This window comes from Butyrivibrio proteoclasticus B316, from assembly GCF_000145035.1.
GTDB lineage: Bacteria > Bacillota > Clostridia > Lachnospirales > Lachnospiraceae > Butyrivibrio > Butyrivibrio proteoclasticus.
In genome coordinates this window covers 14062-37347 of the sequence record NC_014389.1, presented here as the reverse complement: position 1 = coordinate 37347, position 23286 = coordinate 14062, and the positions used below count along the sequence as shown (strand labels likewise).

General features: G+C 39.9%; 36 protein-coding genes. 31 read left to right on the top strand and 5 right to left on the bottom strand.

Annotated elements, in window-relative coordinates:
* Positions 1 to 6 precede the first annotated feature (6 nt).
* The 3 genes from BPR_RS16595 to BPR_RS20135 all read left to right on the top strand — a co-directional run bounded on the left by BPR_RS16595 (position 7) and on the right by BPR_RS20135 (position 3606).
* On the top strand, positions 7 to 255 hold the full coding sequence (locus BPR_RS16595; RefSeq protein WP_013282645.1) for a hypothetical protein: 249 nt from the start codon (positions 7 to 9) through the stop codon (positions 253 to 255).
* A 6-nt stretch (positions 256 to 261) separates the two neighbouring features.
* Positions 262 to 642, top strand: a complete 381-nt coding sequence (locus tag BPR_RS16590) for a hypothetical protein (protein WP_042258481.1) — start codon at positions 262 to 264, stop codon at positions 640 to 642.
* 282 nt (positions 643 to 924) lie between these two features.
* A complete protein-coding gene (locus BPR_RS20135) occupies positions 925 to 3606 on the top strand; it encodes a coiled-coil domain-containing protein (protein ID WP_013282643.1) in 2682 nt (893 codons plus the stop codon).
* Between the two features lie 82 nt (positions 3607 to 3688).
* Here BPR_RS20135 and BPR_RS16580 read toward each other — a convergent pair whose 3' ends face one another.
* Positions 3689 to 4024 (bottom strand): hypothetical protein, encoded by a 336-nt coding sequence (locus BPR_RS16580; protein ID WP_013282642.1) that lies wholly within the window; start codon positions 4022 to 4024, stop codon positions 3689 to 3691.
* Between the two features lie 300 nt (positions 4025 to 4324).
* Here BPR_RS16580 and BPR_RS16575 point away from each other — a divergent pair, with 300 nt between their 5' ends.
* From BPR_RS16575 to BPR_RS16525, 11 genes are all read left to right on the top strand, one after another.
* Complete coding sequence (locus BPR_RS16575) at positions 4325 to 4630, top strand: hypothetical protein (RefSeq protein ID WP_013282641.1); 306 nt, start codon at positions 4325 to 4327, stop codon at positions 4628 to 4630.
* Between the two features lie 92 nt (positions 4631 to 4722).
* Positions 4723 to 5058, top strand: a complete 336-nt coding sequence (locus BPR_RS16570) for a hypothetical protein (RefSeq protein WP_013282640.1) — start codon at positions 4723 to 4725, stop codon at positions 5056 to 5058.
* A gap of 9 nt (positions 5059 to 5067) precedes the next feature.
* Entirely contained in the window at positions 5068 to 6576 is a 1509-nt protein-coding gene (locus BPR_RS16565) for an ATP-dependent DNA helicase (protein WP_013282639.1), read from the top strand.
* 162 nt (positions 6577 to 6738) lie between these two features.
* Positions 6739 to 6960 (top strand): hypothetical protein, encoded by a 222-nt coding sequence (locus tag BPR_RS16560; protein ID WP_013282638.1) that lies wholly within the window; start codon positions 6739 to 6741, stop codon positions 6958 to 6960.
* A gap of 141 nt (positions 6961 to 7101) precedes the next feature.
* On the top strand, positions 7102 to 7323 hold the full coding sequence (locus tag BPR_RS16555) for a hypothetical protein (protein WP_013282637.1): 222 nt from the start codon (positions 7102 to 7104) through the stop codon (positions 7321 to 7323).
* A 47-nt stretch (positions 7324 to 7370) separates the two neighbouring features.
* Positions 7371 to 7934: a GNAT family N-acetyltransferase gene (locus tag BPR_RS16550; RefSeq protein ID WP_013282636.1), complete on the top strand. Its 564-nt coding sequence runs from the start codon at positions 7371 to 7373 to the stop codon at positions 7932 to 7934.
* A complete protein-coding gene (locus BPR_RS16545) occupies positions 7934 to 8212 on the top strand; it encodes a hypothetical protein (protein WP_013282635.1) in 279 nt (92 codons plus the stop codon). The genes BPR_RS16550 and BPR_RS16545 overlap by 1 nt, the downstream gene beginning before the upstream one ends.
* Positions 8209 to 8868, top strand: coding sequence for a ribonuclease H1 domain-containing protein (locus BPR_RS16540; RefSeq protein WP_013282634.1), 660 nt, complete (start codon positions 8209 to 8211; stop codon positions 8866 to 8868). The genes BPR_RS16545 and BPR_RS16540 overlap by 4 nt, the downstream gene beginning before the upstream one ends.
* Before the next feature lie 22 nt (positions 8869 to 8890).
* Positions 8891 to 9160 carry a hypothetical protein gene (locus BPR_RS16535; RefSeq protein ID WP_013282633.1) on the top strand — a complete coding sequence of 90 codons (270 nt, stop codon included), beginning with the start codon at positions 8891 to 8893 and terminating at the stop codon, positions 9158 to 9160.
* Position 9161: 1 nt separating this feature from the next.
* Positions 9162 to 9464, top strand: coding sequence for a hypothetical protein (locus BPR_RS16530; protein WP_013282632.1), 303 nt, complete (start codon positions 9162 to 9164; stop codon positions 9462 to 9464).
* 148 nt (positions 9465 to 9612) lie between these two features.
* Positions 9613 to 9900, top strand: a complete 288-nt coding sequence (locus BPR_RS16525) for a hypothetical protein (RefSeq protein ID WP_013282631.1) — start codon at positions 9613 to 9615, stop codon at positions 9898 to 9900.
* A gap of 127 nt (positions 9901 to 10027) precedes the next feature.
* Here the strand turns inward: BPR_RS16525 and BPR_RS16520 are convergent, their stop codons facing one another.
* Both BPR_RS16520 and BPR_RS16515 read right to left on the bottom strand, forming a co-directional pair.
* Positions 10028 to 11020, bottom strand: coding sequence for a PDDEXK nuclease domain-containing protein (locus tag BPR_RS16520; protein WP_013282630.1), 993 nt, complete (start codon positions 11018 to 11020; stop codon positions 10028 to 10030).
* Positions 11021 to 11078: 58 nt separating this feature from the next.
* The gene (locus BPR_RS16515) at positions 11079 to 11531 is read right to left on the bottom strand and encodes a hypothetical protein (protein WP_013282629.1); all 453 of its coding nucleotides are present in this window, start codon (positions 11529 to 11531) and stop codon (positions 11079 to 11081) included.
* Between the two features lie 367 nt (positions 11532 to 11898).
* On the opposite strand from BPR_RS16515, the gene BPR_RS16510 reads away from it, so the two are divergent.
* The 17 genes from BPR_RS16510 (at position 11899) to BPR_RS16440 (ending at position 20208) form a co-directional block, all read left to right on the top strand.
* Complete coding sequence (locus BPR_RS16510) at positions 11899 to 12621, top strand: hypothetical protein (protein ID WP_013282628.1); 723 nt, start codon at positions 11899 to 11901, stop codon at positions 12619 to 12621.
* Positions 12622 to 12745: 124 nt separating this feature from the next.
* Positions 12746 to 12952, top strand: coding sequence for a hypothetical protein (locus BPR_RS16505; RefSeq protein ID WP_013282627.1), 207 nt, complete (start codon positions 12746 to 12748; stop codon positions 12950 to 12952).
* A complete protein-coding gene (locus tag BPR_RS16500) occupies positions 12952 to 13320 on the top strand; it encodes a hypothetical protein (protein ID WP_013282626.1) in 369 nt (122 codons plus the stop codon). The genes BPR_RS16505 and BPR_RS16500 overlap by 1 nt, the downstream gene beginning before the upstream one ends.
* A 68-nt stretch (positions 13321 to 13388) precedes the next feature.
* Positions 13389 to 13673 (top strand): hypothetical protein, encoded by a 285-nt coding sequence (locus BPR_RS16495; RefSeq protein WP_013282625.1) that lies wholly within the window; start codon positions 13389 to 13391, stop codon positions 13671 to 13673.
* A gap of 20 nt (positions 13674 to 13693) precedes the next feature.
* On the top strand, positions 13694 to 14167 hold the full coding sequence (locus tag BPR_RS16490) for a DUF5983 family protein (protein ID WP_013282624.1): 474 nt from the start codon (positions 13694 to 13696) through the stop codon (positions 14165 to 14167).
* Entirely contained in the window at positions 14164 to 14547 is a 384-nt protein-coding gene (locus BPR_RS16485) for a hypothetical protein (protein ID WP_013282623.1), read from the top strand. Before BPR_RS16490 ends, BPR_RS16485 begins: the two co-directional genes overlap by 4 nt.
* 19 nt (positions 14548 to 14566) lie before the next feature.
* Positions 14567 to 14728, top strand: a complete 162-nt coding sequence (locus BPR_RS20825) for a hypothetical protein (RefSeq protein WP_013282622.1) — start codon at positions 14567 to 14569, stop codon at positions 14726 to 14728.
* Positions 14729 to 14738: 10 nt separating this feature from the next.
* Positions 14739 to 14957, top strand: a complete 219-nt coding sequence (locus BPR_RS16480) for a hypothetical protein (RefSeq protein WP_013282621.1) — start codon at positions 14739 to 14741, stop codon at positions 14955 to 14957.
* A gap of 9 nt (positions 14958 to 14966) precedes the next feature.
* Positions 14967 to 15344, top strand: a complete 378-nt coding sequence (locus tag BPR_RS16475; protein ID WP_013282620.1) for a hypothetical protein — start codon at positions 14967 to 14969, stop codon at positions 15342 to 15344.
* A 241-nt stretch (positions 15345 to 15585) separates the two neighbouring features.
* On the top strand, positions 15586 to 16131 hold the full coding sequence (locus BPR_RS16470; RefSeq protein ID WP_013282619.1) for a hypothetical protein: 546 nt from the start codon (positions 15586 to 15588) through the stop codon (positions 16129 to 16131).
* A 12-nt stretch (positions 16132 to 16143) separates the two neighbouring features.
* A complete protein-coding gene (locus tag BPR_RS20820) occupies positions 16144 to 16293 on the top strand; it encodes a hypothetical protein (protein WP_013282618.1) in 150 nt (49 codons plus the stop codon).
* A 2-nt stretch (positions 16294 to 16295) separates the two neighbouring features.
* Positions 16296 to 16772 (top strand): hypothetical protein, encoded by a 477-nt coding sequence (locus BPR_RS16465; RefSeq protein WP_013282617.1) that lies wholly within the window; start codon positions 16296 to 16298, stop codon positions 16770 to 16772.
* A gap of 67 nt (positions 16773 to 16839) precedes the next feature.
* Complete coding sequence (locus tag BPR_RS16460) at positions 16840 to 17148, top strand: hypothetical protein (protein ID WP_013282616.1); 309 nt, start codon at positions 16840 to 16842, stop codon at positions 17146 to 17148.
* Positions 17149 to 17237: 89 nt separating this feature from the next.
* On the top strand, positions 17238 to 18134 hold the full coding sequence (locus tag BPR_RS16455) for a hypothetical protein (RefSeq protein WP_013282615.1): 897 nt from the start codon (positions 17238 to 17240) through the stop codon (positions 18132 to 18134).
* Positions 18135 to 18379: 245 nt separating this feature from the next.
* Positions 18380 to 18886 carry a macro domain-containing protein gene (locus BPR_RS16450; protein WP_013282614.1) on the top strand — a complete coding sequence of 169 codons (507 nt, stop codon included), beginning with the start codon at positions 18380 to 18382 and terminating at the stop codon, positions 18884 to 18886.
* Between the two features lie 16 nt (positions 18887 to 18902).
* Positions 18903 to 19202, top strand: a complete 300-nt coding sequence (locus BPR_RS16445) for a hypothetical protein (protein WP_013282613.1) — start codon at positions 18903 to 18905, stop codon at positions 19200 to 19202.
* 124 nt (positions 19203 to 19326) lie between these two features.
* Positions 19327 to 20208 carry a hypothetical protein gene (locus BPR_RS16440; RefSeq protein ID WP_042258472.1) on the top strand — a complete coding sequence of 294 codons (882 nt, stop codon included), beginning with the start codon at positions 19327 to 19329 and terminating at the stop codon, positions 20206 to 20208.
* Between the two features lie 219 nt (positions 20209 to 20427).
* Here BPR_RS16440 and BPR_RS16435 read toward each other — a convergent pair whose 3' ends face one another.
* Together BPR_RS16435 and BPR_RS16430 are read right to left on the bottom strand one after the other, a co-directional pair.
* The gene (locus tag BPR_RS16435) at positions 20428 to 21315 is read right to left on the bottom strand and encodes a hypothetical protein (RefSeq protein WP_013282611.1); all 888 of its coding nucleotides are present in this window, start codon (positions 21313 to 21315) and stop codon (positions 20428 to 20430) included.
* A gap of 12 nt (positions 21316 to 21327) precedes the next feature.
* A complete protein-coding gene (locus BPR_RS16430) occupies positions 21328 to 23154 on the bottom strand; it encodes an AAA family ATPase (protein WP_013282610.1) in 1827 nt (608 codons plus the stop codon).
* Positions 23155 to 23286 lie beyond the last annotated feature (132 nt).

The following is a 23286-nucleotide window of genomic DNA, read 5'->3' as shown; positions in this document are numbered from 1 at the left end:
AATAAAATGGAAGATAGAAGTACCTTAAGAAAAAGAGATCTTAAGCTGGATAAGCTCCTGGGGAAGACTGTTGAAGCTACAGTTTATATCCCGAAAATGAAGGAAGAGGTCCATATAATAGGAGAACTGTTCTTTTGTCAGGGATTCCTCTCGCCTTCTTGCTATGGCATAAAAACGATTGCTAATGAACCGAAGGACCAGGAAATCTGGCACTTTGCAAAATCAAATGTAAGAAAGATCAGGGAGTATAAATAAGAAGATATGAATAAGATGTATGGTTCGCCATGCTTTATCTGCCACAATAAAGGTGACCAGATGAAGCTTATGAAACTCCAGAGGCTTAAAGAGATGTGCGAAGACAGCGATGCAGAAAAATGCGACATAAGAAAGTCTCACATAAATTCATTTACCTGGGGCATCCATTCACATTGCAGATTTGGCCTTTCCTGTCCGGAGCTTGAGAGCTTTGACAGCTCCTGCAGAAGGATAGCTGAAGATATTGAAGAAAGGCTCATCCAGATCGCCATGTGTGGAAGCGATAAGGAATATCACGATATACATGATATGTTAAGAGGCGATTTTTCTGCAGTATGCCATGCAATGGACATAATAAGACATACAAGTAGATATAAAGGAGAATAAAATGGTTAGTTTTATTATATTAAAGAATAAAGCATGATTATCTTAAACTAAAAACTGCAAAGAGGAAGCGTAGCTTCCTCTTTTTTGTTGCAAAAATGTGCAGAAAAATACGCAAGGCACAAATCTGCAAAAACCTGCAATCATGTTTTTCTGCCAGCTGCAAATTTGAAAATATATTTAATGCATTGTTTAGAAACTTTTAATTGAACCATAATATTTTTCGTGTCCTTTAAAGGGCAGGCATAAATAATTAAGAAAAATTTATTAAAGGGAGGTTTTCTTGTGAAAAAGAAAGATATATCAAAGAGCATGTTTGCCATAATGCTCGCAGCAGCACTTGCACTTGGCAGTGTTGGTGGGGCCGCAGGTTCCATGGCCTATCATAACCTGAGTGAAAAATCAGCTGAAACTGCTATGGCAAAGGACCGTGTACAGGATACCCAGGAAGAGATCCAGACAATCACAAGACAGTATATTGAGGACTATCTTGCTCAGGATACAGTGTCCCAGAGCGGGATAATCGTAGCTGATTCAGCTCCTAAGGAAATCGCTGAGCGAGCAGCTGAGATTGTTACCGCAAATCTTATAAATGGTTCTTATGAAGGAATTGTATCAGATGCCGAGATTAAGGAACTTGAGACAAAGCTTACCAAGATGGTCAAGTCTTACAATCTTACAGATGAACAGACAAAAACTTTGTCTAAGTCCGTTGCGGCCATTATTGAGGCAGATCTTGATTCAAAGAATACTAAGGCGGATGGGACTACAGCGCTTTCACAGGCGGCTCAGAACAACATAAAAGCTCTTGAAGACAGAATTACTGCAGTTGAAAAGGATGTTGCTGAACTTAAGAATACTGTTGCAACTATTAAGAGCGAAGGCGCATCTCTTCAGAAAGATACAACATCTGCTACTACAGATTACGCTTCTTCATCAACAGTATCCGACCTTCAGACCAAGTATAATGACCTTCTTGAGAGATATAACAAGCAGAGCGAGACCATAAATAACCTTATCAAAGAGAATGGTGAAGCCGCATCAGCCGACGCAGAAGTCATTGCTGCACTTCGCTCTGAGATTGCTTCAATGACCGCTTCTCTTGATACGCTCAAAGGAAGTATCCAGGGACAGATAGCTGCACTGGAAGCACAGCTTGAGGATGCTTCCGGAGAATCTGCTGATAACAGCACAGAACTTAATCAGCTTAAAGCGGCTGTCATTGAGAAGGAAGGCGAGATTTCACAGCTTCAGTCAAAAGTATCTTCCCTTCAGCAGCAGATTACTCTTGCAAAACAGGCAAATACCGCATCAGAAGCTCAGCTCCAGGAGGAAATTAACGAGCTTAAGACTTCTGATGCTACAAAAGCATCTCAGGAAGATGTAGATGCTCTTGAAGATGAGCTTACACAGACAAAAGAAAAACTTACACAAGCAGAAGCTGAACTTGTCGCTGCAAATACAGTAATTGGAGAACTTCAGACAGATATCACAACAAAGGCAGATACCTCTGTTGTCACAGTTATCCAGCAGAGCGTATCAGATCTTCAGACAACAGTCGGTGATATCGATAGTAAAAAAGCAGATCTCGAGACATTAGACAGCATGCTCGAAAACATGATCACAGCTCTTGGCGGAACTACAGCTACTACAACAGAAGACAATATCGCATCAATGACAGCTGCACTTTCTGCCCTTAAGGAAACTGTTACAGATTTAAGCTCCAGAGTAGGTGTTCTTGAGAACAAGGTTAAGAACGTTGGAGACAACGTTACAATCGGAAGCGGAGCAAATGTAGGTGCCAACGTAAATGTACCATTCAGTTTCGGAATGGTTAATGGCAAGTATGGATACTACGACAGCACCAACACATTTGTGGATTTTAAATCGCAGGCTGACATAGACAGTGCCGTCTCAGCTGCGAAGATCGGCACAGCCACAGCAGAAGACGTACTTGCCGGCAAGACATTTACTAACGCAAGCGGTAGCGGCATCACCGGTACTATGAAATCAACAGGAGCTGCTACATATACACCCGGTACCGCAGACCAGACAATTGCCGCTGGTTCATATTTATCTGGCGCTCAAACTATTAAAGGCGATCAAAACCTCACTGGGGCAAATATCGCCTCAGGAAAGAGCATCTTTAATGTGAATGGAACATATACATCTGATGCCACTGCTGCTGCCAGTCAGATGCTAAAGGGATATACCGCATATGTTAAAGGACAGAGAGTAACCGGAAGTATTGAATCTCTTGGGGCACAGACTATCACCCCAAAGACTACGGATCAGACAATCGTAGCAGGAAAGTATCTTTCAGGGAATCAAGTAATTAAAGGCGATGCTAATCTCGTTGCAGGTAACATAAAGGCAGGCACAACAATCTTTAACACAAAGGGTACGTTTACAAGTGATGCCACCGCTTCTGCTGCCCAGATTCTTACTGGTTACACCGCTTATGTTAATGGCAGTAAGATCACGGGAACCATGAAGAAAAACCCAGCAAAAGTATATGGCGCTTATAAATCTACGTCTAAAGTAGATGCAGTAACATCAGGTACAACAACTTTGTCCGATATTGTCCTGGGAGCAGGAAGCCAGATTACGCTTCCTGCGGGCTTTTACGACACTGATACAGTAGTAAAAAATGGTGTCAGTTCTAGTGGAACAACAAAACTCGTTTCTGGAAAATCCACGAAAAGTGCTTTTACAGTTGACTGTAAATCTCTTCCAAACTACACTTCTCTAACTAAAGACAATTTTCTTGTTGTAATTGAAGGTATCGAAGTAAGTTCCATAGACCTTGGATTTGCGTATCGATTTGATTCCAAAGCATCTATGTCGTGGTCATATAATGCATCTACTGGGCAGCTTACGGTTAACCAAGCCTTTTTAAGCTATGGAGTAGTAAACCAATACAGTAACAACCTGTGGGCTTACGTATCAGTTTATTACATTTCATAACAAATAAGATAAGCCACTTAGATAACATAATGTCTAGGTGGCTTATTATAATGGCTATATTACATTCATAGCTGTTCTTGATTTAAGTGCCTAGATACATGAAAGTTAAAGATGAAGTATACACGTAAGACAAATTAGAATTGCCGCAATGTAGAGTGCCATTTGCGCTTTTGTCACCTATGGTTAATGTGTAGTAAACGTAATATGTATTGCCTGTTCTGACATTGATTGTCATTTCTGTTCCGTTAATCACTTGTGTTGTTGTGTAATTTATATTCATCGCCCATTTGCCATCTGCAGCACCCGCAGAGAAAACTGCCGCTCCGCCACCAGATACTTTTGCAGGCGTGTCATTATCGAGAGGGGTGTCAAAAACAGTTATTTCTACGTTTGGGCTTTCATAAGTTCTATGTGCCACTTGAATTGTCAGTATTCCCCCATGAGACGCTCCCTTAAATCATACTAAATCTTTACACTAAGACTATTGTTCTATATTTTCCTATTGCAATTACTTCTAAGGTATTGCTAAAAGGTTCAATCTTTCCCTCTAAATAAAACTATTTTAGATATATCGTCTAAACAGGCTTCGTTATCACAAACTCGTCTGTGCAGAAAAATAACCAAAAAGAGAACTTAATAAAATAAAAGTAGAACTGGATATTGGATTAGAACTTATCCATTATTATAGTAGCTATTTATGCGCAAGGAGGAATAACAAATGAGTATCTGTCCAGAAGCTTTATCAGCAAAGGAAATGCATGCACTTGATGCCGATAAGTGCAGAAAGATCCTGGAAAAGTATAGTGTGAGCGAAGAAGATGCCAAAGTCATCATGGATGTGATTGACGGCTCTTACGATAAGATTCACCAGATCATGCGTATTGGAAAATTGGCTGATGCCTATATACGCGACGAGATTGGCGAAGAGGCATCAATGGATTTCTTTGCTAAGGCTGTTGCCAGAACTCGCAATCCAGGAACAAACTTGGCAGAATTCTTTAAAGCAGAAAAGAGAGACTGCTAAACAGCATGATCTATTTAGCAATATAAATGGCCGCCAGATATCTCTGACGGTATCATTTTGATGACTTTAAAAGCAAAAGGAGATGTAACAAAATGGCAGGAAGAGAAGACCTTATCAATCAGCTCGCAGCATCAATGGGTGCTGGGGCTTTTGCGAAAACTAAATATGAGGAGTCAAGATTTGACGCAGAAACTGGAACACTCTACTGCCGCGGTATGGCAATCTCCAAATCCACAGCAGAAAGAGCCGTTCAGCACTTTGAGCTTTTAGAGAAAAAGTGTGATATCAATGATCCTAACCAGAGAAACATGGCCATGATCTATCGATGTGCGATCGAGTCCATCAAGATGATCCAGGACCCGAAAGTTATTGAATTTTTACAGAAAGAGGGCAGAAAACAGGATCTTAATGCGCAGATAATTAAGTAAGGAGCGGTAATGTATAAAAATCCACTAGAATGTAAAGGCAATATCTTTATCACCGGCTCTGGTGGGACTGGTAAGACCTACGCAATCAATGATTATATGAAAAAGCACTCTGATACAACGCTTCTGTGTGCATCTACTGGTACTGCAGCTGTAAATATCGGGGGTTCTACCGCACATAGACTATTCTCAATACCCGTCCCAGCATACGGACAGGATCCGGAGAAACTCACTCCATCAAAACTTCAGGTATTTTCACAGGCAGATACCGTCATCATAGACGAGATATCAATGCTCAGGAATGACGCATTCTCATTTGCCATGAGAGCGCTTCATAAGGCAGAAAAACTATATAACAGAAAGATCAGAGTGATATTATCTGGAGATTTCTCACAGCTTCCTCCAATCGTAAAGAAGGATGAGGAGAGGTATTTTACAAAGTATGGCTTTGATAAGTCAGGCTTTGCTTTTACTACTAAAGAATGGATGGAGCTTAAACTAAAGGTAGTTGAGCTCACCGAGGTGAAGCGCCAGACTGACAAGGAATTTATAGATAATCTTCAGAGGCTAAGAAAAGGGGATGACTCCGTCATTAGCTATTTCAATGATAAGTTCTTTAATGGGAAAAATTTGCTCCATAAGGATGATCCAAGCGCAGTGTATCTTTGCAGCGCAAATAAGGAGGCTGATGAAAATAACCAGGAATATCTTGACAGCATAGATGCTCCGATGGCTGCATATCAGGCAAAGAAGCAGGGCATTACGGGAAAAGAACTTCCATGTGACGATATAGTCCTTTTAAAGCCCGGGGCCAAGGTAATGTTTACTGCAAATGATTCCCTGCGTGATGCTGAAGGGGAGTTTAATCAGGAATTCGATAAGTTTGCAACAGGAAGATACACGAATGGTATGTTTGCTACAGTCCTTGAGTGCAGGTCTGACAGCGTAGTTGTAAAGACTGAGGACGGTAGAAGGGTAACGGTTAAACCAAATAAGTGGTCTGTATATAAGTACACAGTAGACAGGATAACTGCCATTATGAAAAAAGATGAGATAGGCTCCATAACGCAGATCCCACTTAAAGTAGCTCAGGCTATAACCATCCATAAAAGCCAGGGAAAGACATTTAGCAAGATGATTGTGGCACCTAATGTATTTGCAGCTGGTCAGCTCTATGTGGCTTTGTCGAGAATAAGTACACCTGAAGGCCTTTTCCTTCTGGAAGAGATCAGAAAAGAGCATGTAAAGATAGACCCAACTGTCCAGAAGTTCTATGATCAGAACTATACTTGGGATATACCGGAAGCACAGCTTAAAAAGCAAAAAGAGATAGAGAAAAAACAAAAGACTAAGAAAAAACCTGCTGCCAAGAAGAAAGCCACTACAAAGAAAAAGGCTGTAGCTAAAAAGACTGCATCAAAGAAGACAGTGAGGAAAACTGCCGTAAAGAAAACAACAGCAAGAAAGCCTGCTGCCCGCAAAAAGACGGTGAAGAAAAAGTCCGCTGCAAAGAAGCAATAAATGATAAATTACCTATGTATTAGGTTTACAATCTTATGCCGTGCAGAAATATAAAGAATCGAATATAAAATTATAAAAGTTTGATAAATATTTAATTTAGATTGCTCCATAATATAAACAGTGACAATGATGTTTTTGTTTAGATTCAGGAGGAATCCCATTATGCAGCAGTTTAAGAACTACACAAAGAATATAAAAATGAGCCTTGCTGGTGGCGGCATTGGACTTTTTAGCATTGCAGTCAGCTTCGTTGATGCAAGCGCTGTTCCAGCCATTGCCGGAGTAGTTACATTTGTAGTAATGTCAGCACTTAAGACAATGACTCAGAATGATGCAGCTGTAGAGACTATCGAAAAGAAGTCAGAGACAGCGCCGGCAGCTTGATTCATATTTTATATAAACATACAGAGTATTTTGGCAATAAGCGGGCATTTAAGCCCGCTTTTGTTGTGCTTAAAACATGCCTATTCGTTTGAAAATAAGCTCTTTGACGTGTAAAATAAAAGCAAAGGGGGCGAATGGTTTATGAGCGGGTATATATATACAGGAAGTGACGCATACTTAATTGACAAGGAAGATCAGGTAATTAAGATACGCGTCATTGATTATAACGTTATTACAAGACAGGCGGTAATAGAAACGCCTGAACTTATATATGAAACTATTGGCATAGATGATCTTTACGAAACAAAAGAGCTTGCAGAAAAGAAGAGAAATGAACTTATAGAAAAGAAGTTCTATGCCTGAAAGCGTTATACGTATGAAAATTATGTCTTTGTGAAAAGAGGTACCCAATGCAGGAACGATATGTTAAGGATGACATTGAACTTGAATGGATGGACAATAGCGAAAAGGGCGGCGGAACACTATACCGGATGCTTGCGGAGTGCTGGGCTGACTATGTAGACGAGCTTAATCGCATTGATAATCAGGTTGAGATAGGAGGACCTCTTACACTTCCCGAAGAAAATCTTTCGCAAAGATATCTTATGATCTGGAAGAGAACAGGAAAAGGACTTAAATTTGCCGGTTTTATATTCTTAAGTATATGGCCATCAAGTTTTTCAAGACATGATGCCTATGTTGGGGAGTTATATATCAAACCAGAGCTTAGGAAAAACAAAATAGCAACTAAAGCCATGGAGATATGTCTTGAGTCAGATATCGGGGATGAGAAAGATTTCACTATGTATATCCTGGAAGGAAATTATCCTGCAAGGATGTTCTGGAAGCAGTTCTTTGAAAAAAGGGGATATACGGAAAGATTAACTGACGGAAATGTAACTGCAACTATTAAAGGATGGAATAACTGCAGGTTTTATTATTACACTAAAGAGGCTAGATCGGGAGAATTCTGATGAACGGACTTCACAGCGCAGAGGTAATCTTTAAGGGAAATAGATATGTCACCGCAAATGAACTAGGACCGTTCTTGAAGGAACTTGAAGAGGAGCTTACACTTATTTTAGATACAAGGCTTAATTTAAGACCGAGCGAACCCATAAAGGAATTCAGGCTGGATATTGGGGATGTGACATTAGAACAGCTTACGGCAATATCTAATATAATAAGCCGCATCAATATAAAGCTTCATATGAATGGATTTGATTTCATAGAAGAGTGGATCTGGAAATGAAATACTATGCAGTAAAAACAGGAAAGACTCCGGGCATATATGAAGATTGGGAAACATGCAAAGAGCAGGTGGAAGGATATCCCGGAGCTAAATATAAGTCGTTTAAAACGAAGGAAGAAGCAGAAAGATTTATAGGGCTCGTTTCAAACACAAATGCCAGTTCCAAGCAAGATTCAAAAACAGATGTTCCGTATGCGTTTGTTGATGGCTCTTACAATCCAGAGACAAAAGTCTATGGGTGTGGAGGATATCTGTTTTTTAAAGGGAAGTATTACCTTATACAGGGCAGCGGGAGTGGTCCTGAAGCATCTATGAGAAATGTGGCGGGTGAAATACTCGGAGCGTGCAAGGCTATTGCAACTGCTGCCAGCTTAAAAATAGATGGCCTAAAGCTCTACTATGATTATGCTGGAATAGAAAACTGGGTTACGGGAGTCTGGAAATGCAATAATGAATGGACAAGAAAATATAAAGAGTATGTCAGAAAATATATAGATGCTGGCCTTGAGATAACATTTGTGCACACTAAGGGACATAGCGGGATCGCAGGAAATGAACTGGTAGATAGACTTGCTAAATTATCTGTTGGGATTGTAGAACAAAAGGTACTAGATGAAATAGAAGAATTGAAGAAAAAACTTGGAATAATCTCTTAATCAAAGGCATACAGGAGGCAAAATGAGTAAGGGTGATTGGTCATTTGCATCATATCTGTCGAAATACGGGAAAGATAAAGCGGATTACGAAAAGATGCCAGGGCCTATTCAGGAAGCCTGGAAAGAAGAGTGGGGGATCTGGAAGAATGCTGAATTAGCGAAGCGAAATAGGCAGCAGGCGATAGAAAGAATGACTCCTGAAGAAAATGATAGAGATGATGCATATCTAATTCTTTTAGAATGCGGTATCCCATTTGATTCCATGGGCGAACCGTTAGGAATAGGAGAATGACATGATTAAGTATGTTACAAAAACAGTTCCGCAATGCAAAAAATGTGGGCAGCTGATCTTGAAGCACAGTTTGTCAAAGTCCTGCTGCCTTACAGGATATACTCCAAATAAAAATCTATGCCCCGACTGTAATGCCGCTCAGTCCGTCATCACAAGGCTTCAAAAGGGCGAAAATATAAGAGCCGAAGAATATGCCATCCTTCCAAGATATCTGGTATTTGACGAAACAAATGTGATGGAGGGATACTGGGCGGAAGAATTTAAAAAGGCCGTAGCTGCGATACCCAGAATATGCAAATTCTGAGTCTTATGGAAAGGTTAACAGTGACTATCAGAAGTCCATCGACGAATTGTTTGAATGGGATAAGTGCTGATTAAACCAAGCGGCGAATGAAATGGTTGTTGACATGTGATACCATAGCCTTATCAAGTAATGAAAGGGGCTGCAATACATGACAGGACAAGACATTATCCAGTTCATAAAGGATAACAGATTAGAAGATTTAGAGATTAAGTGGGGTGCCGACGATCATCAGATGATGTTTGGTGATTACATCAGGATGCCTGATTGCAAGGAGCTCGCCTACTTTATAGGCTATCCAATGAACGAAACCACTTCTGATAGCATACAGGCGGTCATTGAAGTATTTGATAAAAACTCTGATGGGTTTAAATGGACGCATCCAACAGCTAATGAAGCACTCAAAATGAGAGGCTTAAAGCCTGCAACATTGTTATGAACAAGCCTTTAGCGGGGCTTTTCATATGGCCGCTGCGCATGGTGGCATGATTATTTATGACTTTAATACCATACGGAAAGGAGCTGCAACTTATGACAGCTCCTTTTTCGTGCATTATTGCCAGGGATTATTCCTCGTCCTCTATCAATGGAGTATTGACCAACTCCTGTAGTTTCTTTTGCAATACATCCTTATCAGGCAGCTGTAACTGATACTCTGAGACCATCATAGGAGACAGTGTTCTGCTCATGGCATATTCTACAACCTCATCATTCTTGGCTGCACAGAGGATGATACCTACACTCGGATTTTCATGTTCTTTCTTCTTCTGACGGTCAAGCGCTTCAAGGTAAAAGTCCATCTTAGATATATACTCAGGCTTAAATTTACCAATCTTTAATTCAAAGGCCACAAGGCACTGCAATCCTCTATGGAAGAACAACAGGTCTATTTTGTAATCTTCCCCGCCGACCTGAACGATATACTCGCTGTCGATGTAAGTGAAGTCTTTTCCTACCTCAAGAATAAAGTCTTTCATGTTTTGGATCAGGCCATTCTTCAAGTCAGATTCCTTATATCCCGATGGCAGGTCAAGGAAGTCTATTACATATGTGTCAAGGAACGGATTTTCCTTTAAGCCCTTTATCGGCTCCGGCAAGAGTTTTTCCTTTGATAGCATATATCGCTCGTAGTATGCGCTATCTATTTGACGTTCTAATTCACGTTTGCTATAGCCTTCTTTTATGGCTAACAGCATATAGAATTCACGCTCTTCATCGGTTTTGCAGCCCGACATGATAAGCAGATGATTAGTCCAGCTTAATTGTGTCACCAGTGGTGACACTTTTTCATTACCCGCATATGTTTCGTAAAACTGCTTCATTCTGTATAAGCCCCTTCGGGTAAAGCCTTTTATTCCAGGGAATCGCTCTTGGATATATGCAGACAGGGAGTCAATATAATTATCCCCGTATGATGCTTTTTCTGCCTGTTCTGAGAGGAATTTCCCAATGCCCTGATACATAAGTATCAGCTCCTCATTTACTTTCTTGAGAGCATTATTGCGTGAGTTTTCTATGATCTGTCGCACTTGCTCAAAACTGTTATCAATTTCATTCATTGTGTTCCATCCTTCGGTAAATGTGCCACCGCTGGTGACACAATTTGTAGCTTATAGCTCATTTATACGCCTGTATTTTTTTGCACCTGATTTCGACGACATGGTCTTCATCAGAAACACTCTCGCACATCCTATCACCATACTTATTTATAGCATCTTCCCATGTTTCCTCACATGACTGCATTCCTTCACTTGATTTAACATACCCATGCATAATCTCATTGTCGATGATGTACAGAACTTTCTTTTTATCATTCTTAATATATTTCTGTATAGCTGCTCTCACTGTGCCGGATGCCTTTGATGGTATGTCTTCTGGCAGGCATAGTCCTTCCCGGATCAGCTTCTCATTTACCGCATCTTTAATAAAAGTAGATATGGGCTTTCCCGTTTTCTGAATGGCTGGTCTTACTCTGTTCTCAAAATCCTCTTTCAGCCAGTTCAAGGGCACTCGTATCTGCTTGTCTTTCAGATATTTAGCGATATATTCCTTATCTTTATCATAGCTCATGCATATATGCGCCTCCTGTTCTTGTATTATAAATGTACATATAGATAATTCTTATATAAGTATAATTATGTACATATAGTATATCAGGGATAGATCTATGTGTCAATCTGGGTTTATATTGGAATTCTAATACTCAACCAGAGGTTAATGACAAGACTTATGTACACATATTATAATGTGCAAAGACAGAGAAATGTCATATGTATATATGATAGCTCGAACGTGAAACCTACTATTTATGCGGTTTGATAGTGTGTTGTAATTACTTTTAAAATATATGTACATATATGCTTGACAACTATATGTACATATAGTACAATAATGACAGTTGAACAAGAGAAAATGATTTGAACGGAGGTTTTAATATATGGGAGCTAAGAGACTTATAAAAAACTGCAACTATACACATGAGGTTGCTGACCTGTTGGCAAGAACAATCCGCAAGATGCCTGAATATGCTGGGTGCAAGGTTGATACCTACGGCCCGTTTGGATTGTCTAATGAGAGTTCGGTTTCTGTAACAAACACAGACGGCCTTATAATCGGAAGTATTGATATTCATTACTCCAAGGATTCTGAAAGCGGATTTTCTTATGGTAAATCAAGAGAAATGGATCGTAACTCGTCAAAAAATCTTACGCCAGAGAAGCCAATTCCCACTAAGCTTGAAGATGCTGTTAGCTGCGTTTTTGAAAAGGAAAGAATCCAGGAAGAGATTTTCCCCATAGTTGAAGGGTTATCCGATTCAATCTGCGTTATGTTGCACAATTCCATTACAAATGTACACTGGCACAGGGTATTCAATATGTGCGGTGTTGATACAGCGATAATACGAGACATTGACGGCAGAGAGATCAAGGCTAAAATGGCAGATGATTTTGATAAAAACGCGCCTTATTACGTTGTAGAAAATATAAACCCGGGTAAACCCTATTATTGCGCTGAATATGAACTTCGCAGCATTTATCATTACAACGAACTCCACGATTCCCCTTATAGACAGGGCTGTAAAATGACTCCAAGAGAAATGCTCACAAGTAATCTCGTATACTGGGGACGTGCCGAACAGGTGCGCGAATTGGCATCATAATAAGATTTAAGATAATTAAAACACAGTTTCAGTCCCCGGTAGGCTTCTATCGGGGAGAAAGGAAATAATTGATGAAGAAGAACTACACAGCAGCCGAGAATTGTAGGAATATGTGAGGATAAAAATGGCTAAAGTCAAAAACTATGTATACGTCGTGACATCACTGCCCTGTGACTGTGACGGTGCATCAAAAGGAATTGTCAAAATCTTTTCTGACGAGGAAAATGCAGATGAGTTCAGGGACAAGATGGAGCTTAAGGATAAAAAGGATCAGAAAAAATACATGTGTGATCCTACAGAATACGAAGTGGAAAAATGGGAGGTTGAGTAATGGAGTTTAAAAGGGTTTCCGTTAAGGATTTGGTAGATGTTAAGAAGTATCAGTATGGCTGCAAGTTTGAGGACAGTTTTCTTAATTCAATTTGTGATGATATTGCTGATTACGATGTCAGCTATCTTTGGTATAAGGACTCGCCACACGCCGACAAGGGATATGAATTTTCTATTACCGTAAGACATAAAGGCACTAAACTCAGTACTTGCGGATTTATACATGGTGAGCCAACAGGTGAAAAAGTCACAGAAAGAATAATGCGTGATGTAAATGGGCTTAAGATGCACATGGCTGCACCCAACCATTATTCACATGAGGTCGGATGGAAAAGCGAAAAGGATAAAAGAGAGCTTTACTGGCTCTAATGTCAATAAACCCAGATATTTTGACAGAAATCCCCGGTAGGCTTCTACCGGGGAGAAAGGATAGAGAAATGAAAATATTGGCAAATGATACCATCGTTAAATCATCATATGTCGCAAGATGCCAAACGGTGCTAGTTAATAACAAAACCTATGGATTTGGGGAAACAGTTCCTTATATCAAATGGAAAATGGATGAGAATACGGATAACGAGATTTATAATGCAAAGATTGTTGCCGTATCTGGCATGAGAGAAAATACAGTAGAGTTCTCCGGTGAGGATCACAAAGGAAATCCTATTGATGTTTCTATTGATATGGATGATGTAATTGATGATGCCTGTATTTTGAAGTAAAGCGATAGGAGTACAAACAAATGGCAAAAGAATTAGAACTTTATAAGATGATGGGCATGAACACATGCCATCTTTCACTTGATACAAAGGCAGTAATCCCACGCATGGCTGCTCATACATCATCAAGCGTAATCCTTCATTTGAAGGATAATGACTTCGGGTGTTTTATACATATTCCAAACAATATCGGGGAATGTACGGATATTCCAAAGGATTTAAAAAACTGCATGATATTTGCTCAGAATGCAGGTTGTGAGTGGCTAATGTTTGACCAGGATGCTGAGATTTACGATGAGCTTAAGTCTTATACGTGGGACGGCAAAGAAATTCAGAAGGCTCCTTCTATCACAGCCGATGAAGTTAGGACACTTGCCAAGGAAAGAGGCAGCAAACAGGCATATAATATCCTTCTTCTGTATGGGCCTGATGCTTTTGTTGGGGACTATGACGAATACAATTCTTTATTGGATAAACTGAGCAAAGAGCAGGCATGAGCAAATATAAGTTTAGATATTTCAAAATACATGATGCTGATTGCATATCTCAGGTCAGTATCAGCAGCACAGCCAAGGAAATCTTCGACTACATGGACGAATACCTCGAAAATGTGTGTACTGTTAAAGGCTTTGATCCGTCAGATGATTCCTTTGATATTCTCTACAAGGATGGCTCAACTGACTGTGTGAATAGCGACTATGACGGACACCATATCAAGAGAAGAGGTATAGCTTCTCTTGTATGGACCAATGCCTGCGACAGCACTGTTTATGGTGGATGGGCTATAAACGAGCATGGAGTTGTCACTCCATCGGAAACAATAGAAATTGCTGATTATGGCATTACAGAGGTCGAAGAACCAAAAAGTTTAGTGTAGAGAAAGGATATTTTATAATATGACTACATACATCATATTAAAGAACAATATCGGCGGAGAACTCAGTGAGGATGAGGTCCGCCCTGGCGAAAGTATTGATAATGCACTTATAAGGCTGCTCCAGAGCAAGCAGCTTGGCCCTCTTGATGAAGGCGATACTATTGAGATTGTTGTTAGATAAAGGAGCTGCCATGAAGGCTATAAGACAAAAAGAACTGCTCTGCCGTGCTATATGGGCCTATATGAGAAGTATAGAGGAACTAGCCGATTATACTGGCGATGAATGCAATGCCATTTCAGAGTCAAAGGAACTATTAAAGCTCACAGATGCGGAAATCGCTGAAATCAATAAATATGGAAATGACTTAGGGCTTAGTTTTCATGGCAAGCCTGTAATCTGTAATTTATAAGGAGAATTTATGGTAAAAGACTGGGTTGTAACTTTTTTAAACGAAGATACTAATAAAGTGGGATGCGATGTATTTAGCGAGGAAGATGTTACCGGGGCAATACACGCCTTTAAAGAGTGTTATAGACATGCTCAATATAAGATTTTATCCTGCGTACTTAAAGACGGTTCTTATGTGGCCCCTGTTAAGGTAAGAGACCTTATTCCACTTATACATGATACTAAAGGACTTGTTGTTGGTACTGTTGACGGATTCAGAGTTAGAAGTACAAACAAACTCCCTTTCTATGAGTCACAAGAACAATTCTTAGAGGGATATTTGAAGGACGAGGTTGATCACATATACCCTACAGAAGAAGGTGTTCTGGAAATCACAGTAAAGGATTGAACCCAATCTATTCAACTACAAGGCGAATGACAAGGGTGTTGACACCCTATATAATCAAGATGAAGTAATCGCTTAGGGTTCAAAATACTTCATACATCAGATGCTGCGAACATCTGACAGGGGAGCTGTTAACGCAGCTCCTTTTTTTATGCATAAAATACCTGTATTTATTTTGATTTCAAAAATCCATAACAAACTCATAACATTTCATGTCAATTCAAGGAAGGAGAAAAATAAAGTTATGAGAAGCGTATATGATTTTACAGGTGAAAGCTATAGATATTATGCTAAAGAAAAGAGAAACAAGAACTCTCTTGAATCTAAAATGGCAGCTCTTTGTCTAAACCGCTGGCAGGGCAGAAGGAGCCTTGAAAATGCTATAGCATTTATGCCCTACTTTGTAGGCCTTGAAGCAAAAAAGGAAGGCAATAGCAAGATAACTGACGAAATAATCGCTGAGCGTCTTGCAAAAGCAAAGAAGATGGTAGAGCCAGCATATGAAGCTCCATCGCCTTATCCATATGATAACGCTGGTCTTAAGTTTGAGCTTTTCCGCCCAAATGATGATTACACAAACAGCTATGACGGATGTACCTGGAAAGCAGTTATTGACCACAGGATCACAGAAGATGAACAGAATGAGTATGATGAAGAACTTCGTATTCATTTCAGAGATCCATACTGTGACGGACGTGACTGCACAGGGGCCCCTTTTACAACATGGCTCAGGTTCTTTAAATGCGAAGACAGAACAGTGGTATTCCACCGTATCTGTTATGATGTATAAGGAGGAAATAAGATGCCTTGTACCGAAACAAACTGCGCATGTAACTGCTGTGGATTCTGCCAGAGAATAGATGCCATAAAGGATTATCTTGAGTATGATATTCCGGAACCTGATGGATGTCCCATGATGACGCCCAAAGTTATGATGAGCGAGGAGTGCTGAATATGGAAAGAAACAGAGAAAAAATTCTTATCAATTTTCTTAAGGAAAGGGGCGTTAAATACACCAAGATCGAGAAGACTACTTCATGGGATCCTGGAGAATATCAGGTATACCTCTCAAACGGAAATTATCGGTTCTATCACGTAGATAATCTAAAGCAGGTTCAGTATGGTGCCCCCTGGTACTATCAAAATGAATATAAGGATTATAATGGATACCGCGTTTCAACTCATTATTATCTTACTAGCGGAAAGGACCACTGGACACTACATCTTGGATGCGAAAATGTTTTTACATGGAATAACAGATGCACGAATTATAAAAAGCGTACTGAAAACCAGATAAAAGCCTTGGTAAAAACATATATAGCCGCATATGTGAAAGCGGGTAATCCGGGAGATGCAGATATAAGCGTCCTTACTAAAACAATTCAATATGAACTCGAAAAAAGATTTAAAAAGCTTTGGTTTGAGAAATAGTTCAAATACCCTTGTCAAAAGACAGGGGTATTTTTATAATTATAAGCATAAACTGGGGGTACGAAATATGAGAAAAGATGAAAATGGGAATATCGTCCTTACTACACCAGAAGAAAAGCAGGCTTTGAGAGATGCTCTTCCTGTAGTTAAAGAGGGGTTTGAAGTAGAGTGCCCTTTATGCAAAGAGAAATACAAACTCCCCTATGTGTGTGCTGGAAAACAGCTTGAGTGCACATGCGGAAATTCATTCCAGGTAAGAGAGCTTACTGCAAAAGAGCAGAAAAATAAGTTCTTCCAAGAAAACAAGAAGTATTTTTACGCAGCTTCTGCTTTTTTATTGATACTACTGTTATATTTAACCATGCAACTGATTTGATATGATCTGCCCGGGGATTTCCTCGTGGCAGATTTTGTTTTATCTATTTTCCAAACATCCATAATATACATAGTATTAAGGAGGCAATAATGAAAAAGAAGTTTTTATTCATCCCTATTGTTATCGCAGCTATTGTATCGGGATGTGGATCATCCTACGTAAGTCCTGAAAATGGTGGGCCCGGGGCCTATATGGCAACAGAATCAGTTAACATGGATTCACTCATGGTAAGTAAGAGTTCGTCTTCAGGAACTGGCGGCGACTATTCAGAGACCATCATCACAGGAGATTTCGCAGACTACTCATATACATTCCGTGCAAATGGAGAGACCAAAAAGACAAAGAAAGAGATGCTCTCTTACTATGAAGATGTTCAGAAACTTGTTGATGAAAACGGCGGATACATCGAGGATGTAGATAACAGGTATAATGCCTATGTTGTTGCATATGACGATAAGTACATATCTGATACAGAAAAGAACTATTCAGCATCCGGTTCCCTTTCATTTACAGTTCAGATCCCTAAAGATAAGATCAGCCTTATAACAGACAACCTCGAAAGCTTCTGTCAGGACAATAACTTCGTGGTTACTACTTATAATCAGAAGATCACAAACTACAAAAACTACAAGATAGTTGATTCTTACGATGATGACGACTACCTTAACGGCGATGTGATCACCAAGGAAGAACTTGATAGAAGGCTTAAGTATGCTTCCCTTTATGTCAATATTGATTACAACATTCCACGCCTTTCAATCATGAAGTTCAGATTTGGAGTAAGGCAGGTATGGAATGACTTCTGGATGGCAGCAGGTGAGGCAATCCAGGTATTCCTCATCATTGCGCTTGGCCTGTTTATTCTCTTTGGTGAAGCCATCCTGTTCTATAAACTTTGGAAGAAGATGGTCTACAAACACAGAAGAAAGAAACCTGAATACTATCCTGCAAAACACGTAGTGGTAGACAAAGAGGAAAATAATTGAGATAATCAAGGTAGATAAGTAAGTACTTGAGACTTACTTGAGCCATGAGGCTGCATGGAGGGCTGGCATGCTTTATGCGGCGGAGCCATCGTGGGGTTTGATAAATAACCACAAACCAGCTAGGATTTCCGAAAGAAAATTATCCAAGGACCTTACATGATGTAAGGTCCTTTGTTTTTATTATTATCACGTCTTTCCATAATAGAAATGAACGAAACATATGTCAGTTATGGAAGGAGAAGAACATGATAATAGAGAAACAGGGAAACCTGCTTGATGAAAAGGCGGATATCCTGGTGCATCAGACAAACTGTGTCGGTGCCATGGGCGCCGGTATAGCAAGGCAGATTCGTACGCAGCTTCTTACACCTGCAGAGTACAGTAAATACGTTCAGGCATGTAAGACGAAGGGATTTAAGGAACTTCTTGGCCAGACTCAGCTTCTTAAGACAGTAGATGGGAGGCTTGTTGCTAACTGCTTCGGAGAGACTGTCCCGACGCATGACAAGAACGATACTGATTATGATGCACTTATGCACTGCATAAACAGAGTTAAGAACTACGCAGTCAAAAATAAGATGAGCGTAGCTATCCCGGGACTACTTGGATGCGGGCTTGCCGGAGGAGACTGGAATATAGTAAGAAAGATGATCTATAACATCTTCGCTACGGCTCCTGAGGTAAGTGTCACTATCTGTTATTTCAGTATGAATGAATATCAGAAGTATAACAGACAGCCTGCTGCCGTTTAAGGAGGTAAAAAAAGATATGACACTATATGAAGTACTTAGGCCTTTGCTTCCTGATACTCTTGTTATGATAAATAACATAGATGACCATTACAAAAAGAATAGTCCGAAGAAATATCAGAGACTTGGAAATATACAGTGGGACAAGATTCGCAACAATCTCGACAAGGAAGTTATGTTTATGAGAGTTGATGCGGAAAATGACGGATTGTATATCCAGCTCCATGACAGGAAAGAACTCGACAGAAGCCTTAATAATTGGGACCTTATAGACAAGTATTTTATGCGTAAAAAGCAATACGAAGAAGGAAGCATTTGATGCTAAAAAGACTGTTACTTCATTATGGAGTAGCAGTCTTTTTATTTTATATTTTTGTGATATACAACAAGCCATGCAGCTGATACAATGTCTGAAGAGTGCGACGAAAGGCGGGAATAATACAATGGAGAATGTACCACAGGTTTTAAACGTAGATATAGGTTCATATAAAAACACAGGAAAGGCACTTATGGCATTTCTTAACTGTAAGTCTATAAGCTATCCCATAGTGCAGGTATTTGACAAAGAGGCTATAAGACCAAGGACTATTGTCTCAGAAGAAAACACCACAACGTTCGGGATAAAGAATATCCCAGAGGAAAGTGTACTGTCGGCGCTGCTAGATAAAAACGACTATGCTTTCAATGCTTTTGCCACACTGCCTGGACATCCGGACGCGCTCATCACAATGATATCTGCAGAGATGCTAAGACGGATAAATCCTCCAAAGAATCCAAGTTTGAAAGAAAAAGAGTTCATGGGTAAGCTGGGAGAAGACCTTATCATAACCATGAAGGGTAATCAGGATGTCTTAAATGAATGCATAGAAAACATAGGTGATATGGTAAGAGCCATGAAATGGGCAGCCGGCAAAAGCGAAAAGGGCAGCAGCATAGACCTGTTTTTGCAGGATGAGATCAAGATAAATGGAAGTAAATTCAGAAAAGATGATTTTGAAAAGATAGCCAAAGAGACTGGTTACCCTATAAATGCTCATCCGTACGAACCTGGTGTTAAATGTATCGTAGTAGACGGAGACATAAAGGTTAATGATATAGACTGCAACTATATGTTCATTGAAGCAAAAGATGGCAAGACAATGGATGTCGTGACACGCCCCCGCGATATAGCATTCTGGATAGAAGAGTGCAAAAGAACTGCTCAGGCGGATCCATATAAAGCAGCGGGCGGAACGCAGCTGTGCGATTATATATTTGATCAAAGACACAGGATATCAATATCATGCGGATTCATGACATTTCTCTGGGCGGAAGATGTGAAATAAAGAAGGTTATAAGAAGCAGCGCTTTTCATGCAGAAAATGTATCTGATGGCAAAAGAACATTATTCAGAACTGATACATAATATTAACTGTAGTTGTTTTTTCATTTTTTTAGATTATCATCCAGCCTCCTTTCTAACTGACATTAAAGATAAAGCCGGATGATAAAATAACAGCTCTTTGCAAGGTTGCGAAGGGCTGTTATTAGTTATAGCTCTTATTTCACATGTCCTGTTTATGTTCTTTTAAAGCTTCTCTTTCCTTATATTCCTTTATCATCTGTTCAAGAAATAGCTGTTCATCCTGTTGCCTAATATAAAGCTCAGGGGCAAAGTCAAATCGCATCCTGTTGGCTTTTTCGCGTCTGGTCGGCATGTCCCTGTTATCAATATCCATAAAATATCTTCGCACTTCGCGTTTAAAGACTTCGGAAAGCACCTTCTTGCAATTAAGGATCCTGATTACCAGGTCAAAAGCAGTTCTCGTTTCAGAATCCCTTTCAATCCACGCTTTAAGCTTTTTGTATTTTTCGCTATTATATGTAGCCCCTAAACTTATCACTCCCGGTATCTTAGGAAGATCCAGATAAGGTTTGACATCATTATTGATATAAAGTGTAACTATCTTAAGAATAGTAGTGTTTTTTAAAAAGAACCACCCCTGATTCTTAACACGCTGCCTGAATTCATCTATCCCTCTTATCCCGGTAGTCGGGTTTACTGCGTCAAGGCGAAGCCCTTTTTCAAAGTCTTCCATGTAGTAAACAAATTCGGCAAAATTATCTGTGCTGGGGAAGTGCGCACAGGTAGATAAATTAAACTCAAATTCTTTCACAATATCTGTACACATCTGCTTATATTGCCGTCTAAAGAGCTTAGTATTCGCAAGATCCTGGTTGAGGTCATAGTATATCAGGGTGCCAATAATACCGGATACCCCGATAAATAGTAGCCAGTAGTATGCATATGCAAGTCTTATGCCAAGGATATATTTAGTCCACAGGTTCATCGCCGATATAATGACCATCGTAAGAAGGATTCCGATGAAAATTATGGAACCCCGGTGCAGACAGTCAAGTCTGCGATATCTCTTTAACGCCTTGGTTTGCATCAGACACCTCCGTCAATAGTTTAGCAGTAATTCTTCTACCTCTTTTCCGGTCATTGTCTCTTTTTCGAGAAGGGCATTTGCGAGGACTTCCACCTTGTCGAAAGATGCCTTTAACTTCTTTAAACTCTCTTTATAAAGTTCTTTGGACATTTCGGAAAGTCTCTCAAAAGAGCTGTCATTTTTTATGACCTGTCCATCTTTTAGAACGCTAAGATCAAGAAGACCTATATGCTCATCAAATCCATATTTTTCTATATATTGCGTCATGATATAGGTAGCTTTGGTGATGTCATTACTTGCCCCTGTTGTTACCTGACCAAACTTTAATTCTTCCGCAGCTCTGCCGGCGTATGCTATTATCACCTGTGCCCGGAGCTCTTCTTTTGTTTGAAGGAAAGAATCTTTATCCTCAGTAAATACAGCTCCGCCTACACCAGAAGTGTTCGGCTGGATGGATATTCTTGCGATTGGCTCAGATAGAAGATGGCTCATCACCGCGTGACCAGCTTCATGGTATGCAATCTGTTTAATATCCGCCATGTATTTATCTTTCTTTTTACGGCTTCCTTTGAATATCTTCTGGTCGATTGCTTCCTCGAGGCATTCCATGGACACAGATGTCCTGTCGCGCCTTATGGCAATAAGACCTGCTTCGTTACATACAACGTCTATATCTGCCCCTGTAAAATGAGGAGTCTGCTTACTTAATGCATCAATATCGACGTCATCAGCAAGAGAGTAGCCTTTTAGATAATATTTAAACATATCTCTTCGTTCGGTCCAGTCGGAAGGAGGATTTACATACACCTGTCTGTCGAACCTTCCGCTTCGCACAAGAGCTTCATCAAGAGAATCAACCCTGTTTGTTGCTGCTATGATGAAAATATCATCCCTGTCTTCAAAACCGTTCATCTCCTGAAGGAGCGAACCCATTACTTTATCATCTTCGGAGTGACCCCTTGCGGATCCTCTTGAGTGTCCAATTGCATCTATCTCGTCAATAAAGATGATGCAAGGAGCATGATTCCTTGCAGTTTCAAACAGTTTTTCTATTCTGGCTGGTCCGGTCCCTACAAAGGCATTATTTACCACTTTGGCTGAGTTCTGGTATATGAAAGTCACTCCGGCTTCATGTGCCACAGCTTTTGCAAGCATGGTTTTTCCAGTGCCAGGAGGTCCTATAAGAAGAAGCCCCTTTGGCACTTTTGAACCTATCTTTTTACCTATTGAAGGGTCTTTTAGTAGCTTCGTAATGAGCTTTAAGCTCTCTATTACCTCCTCATGACCGATGATGTCCTTAAAGCCGATGTTGGTGTCTTCTATAATGGTGTAGTTACCACTTTGTCCGGGCATGATCTTTTTAAAGGTCCCAATTATCATTACGAACATTAAAAGAGGAAGCACTACCGAAGATATCTGCAGAGCAAGCATTGAAATCTTATCTGCCTGGTCAGCTTCTATGATGATCCTAATGTTGTTTTCAAGAAGCTCTTTGCGAAAGTCGTTATGGCCAGGATATAGACACTTTCTTGTGTCTGAGATAGGGTAAGTATATTTTTCAAGTTCATCAAGCGTCATATCTTTTGTGACATCATTGTAAAGCTGGATCGTCATATATTCACTTTCCTTAACATATGACACAGATTCAACCTTACCATCTTTCATAAGTTCAACAAATTCAAGATATGTAATTGTTTTGGGTACAGGCTGATGCGAGATGATAATATTTACTATGCCTGATATTAAAATGGCAGTAGCAACAAGACCAATTGTTGCAAGTATTTTAGCTTTACGGCTTGAACGGATAGTGTCATTTAATCTGCTTAAAAAATCCTTCATCGATTCTCTCCTCGTGACTCAAAAGCGCAAATGCGCCTGATAGATATATTATGAATCAATGATATGCTCCGGAAAATTTTCTGCATGGAAACGGCGATGCCCTATCTGGTGCCGGGGCATTATTTTTATTAT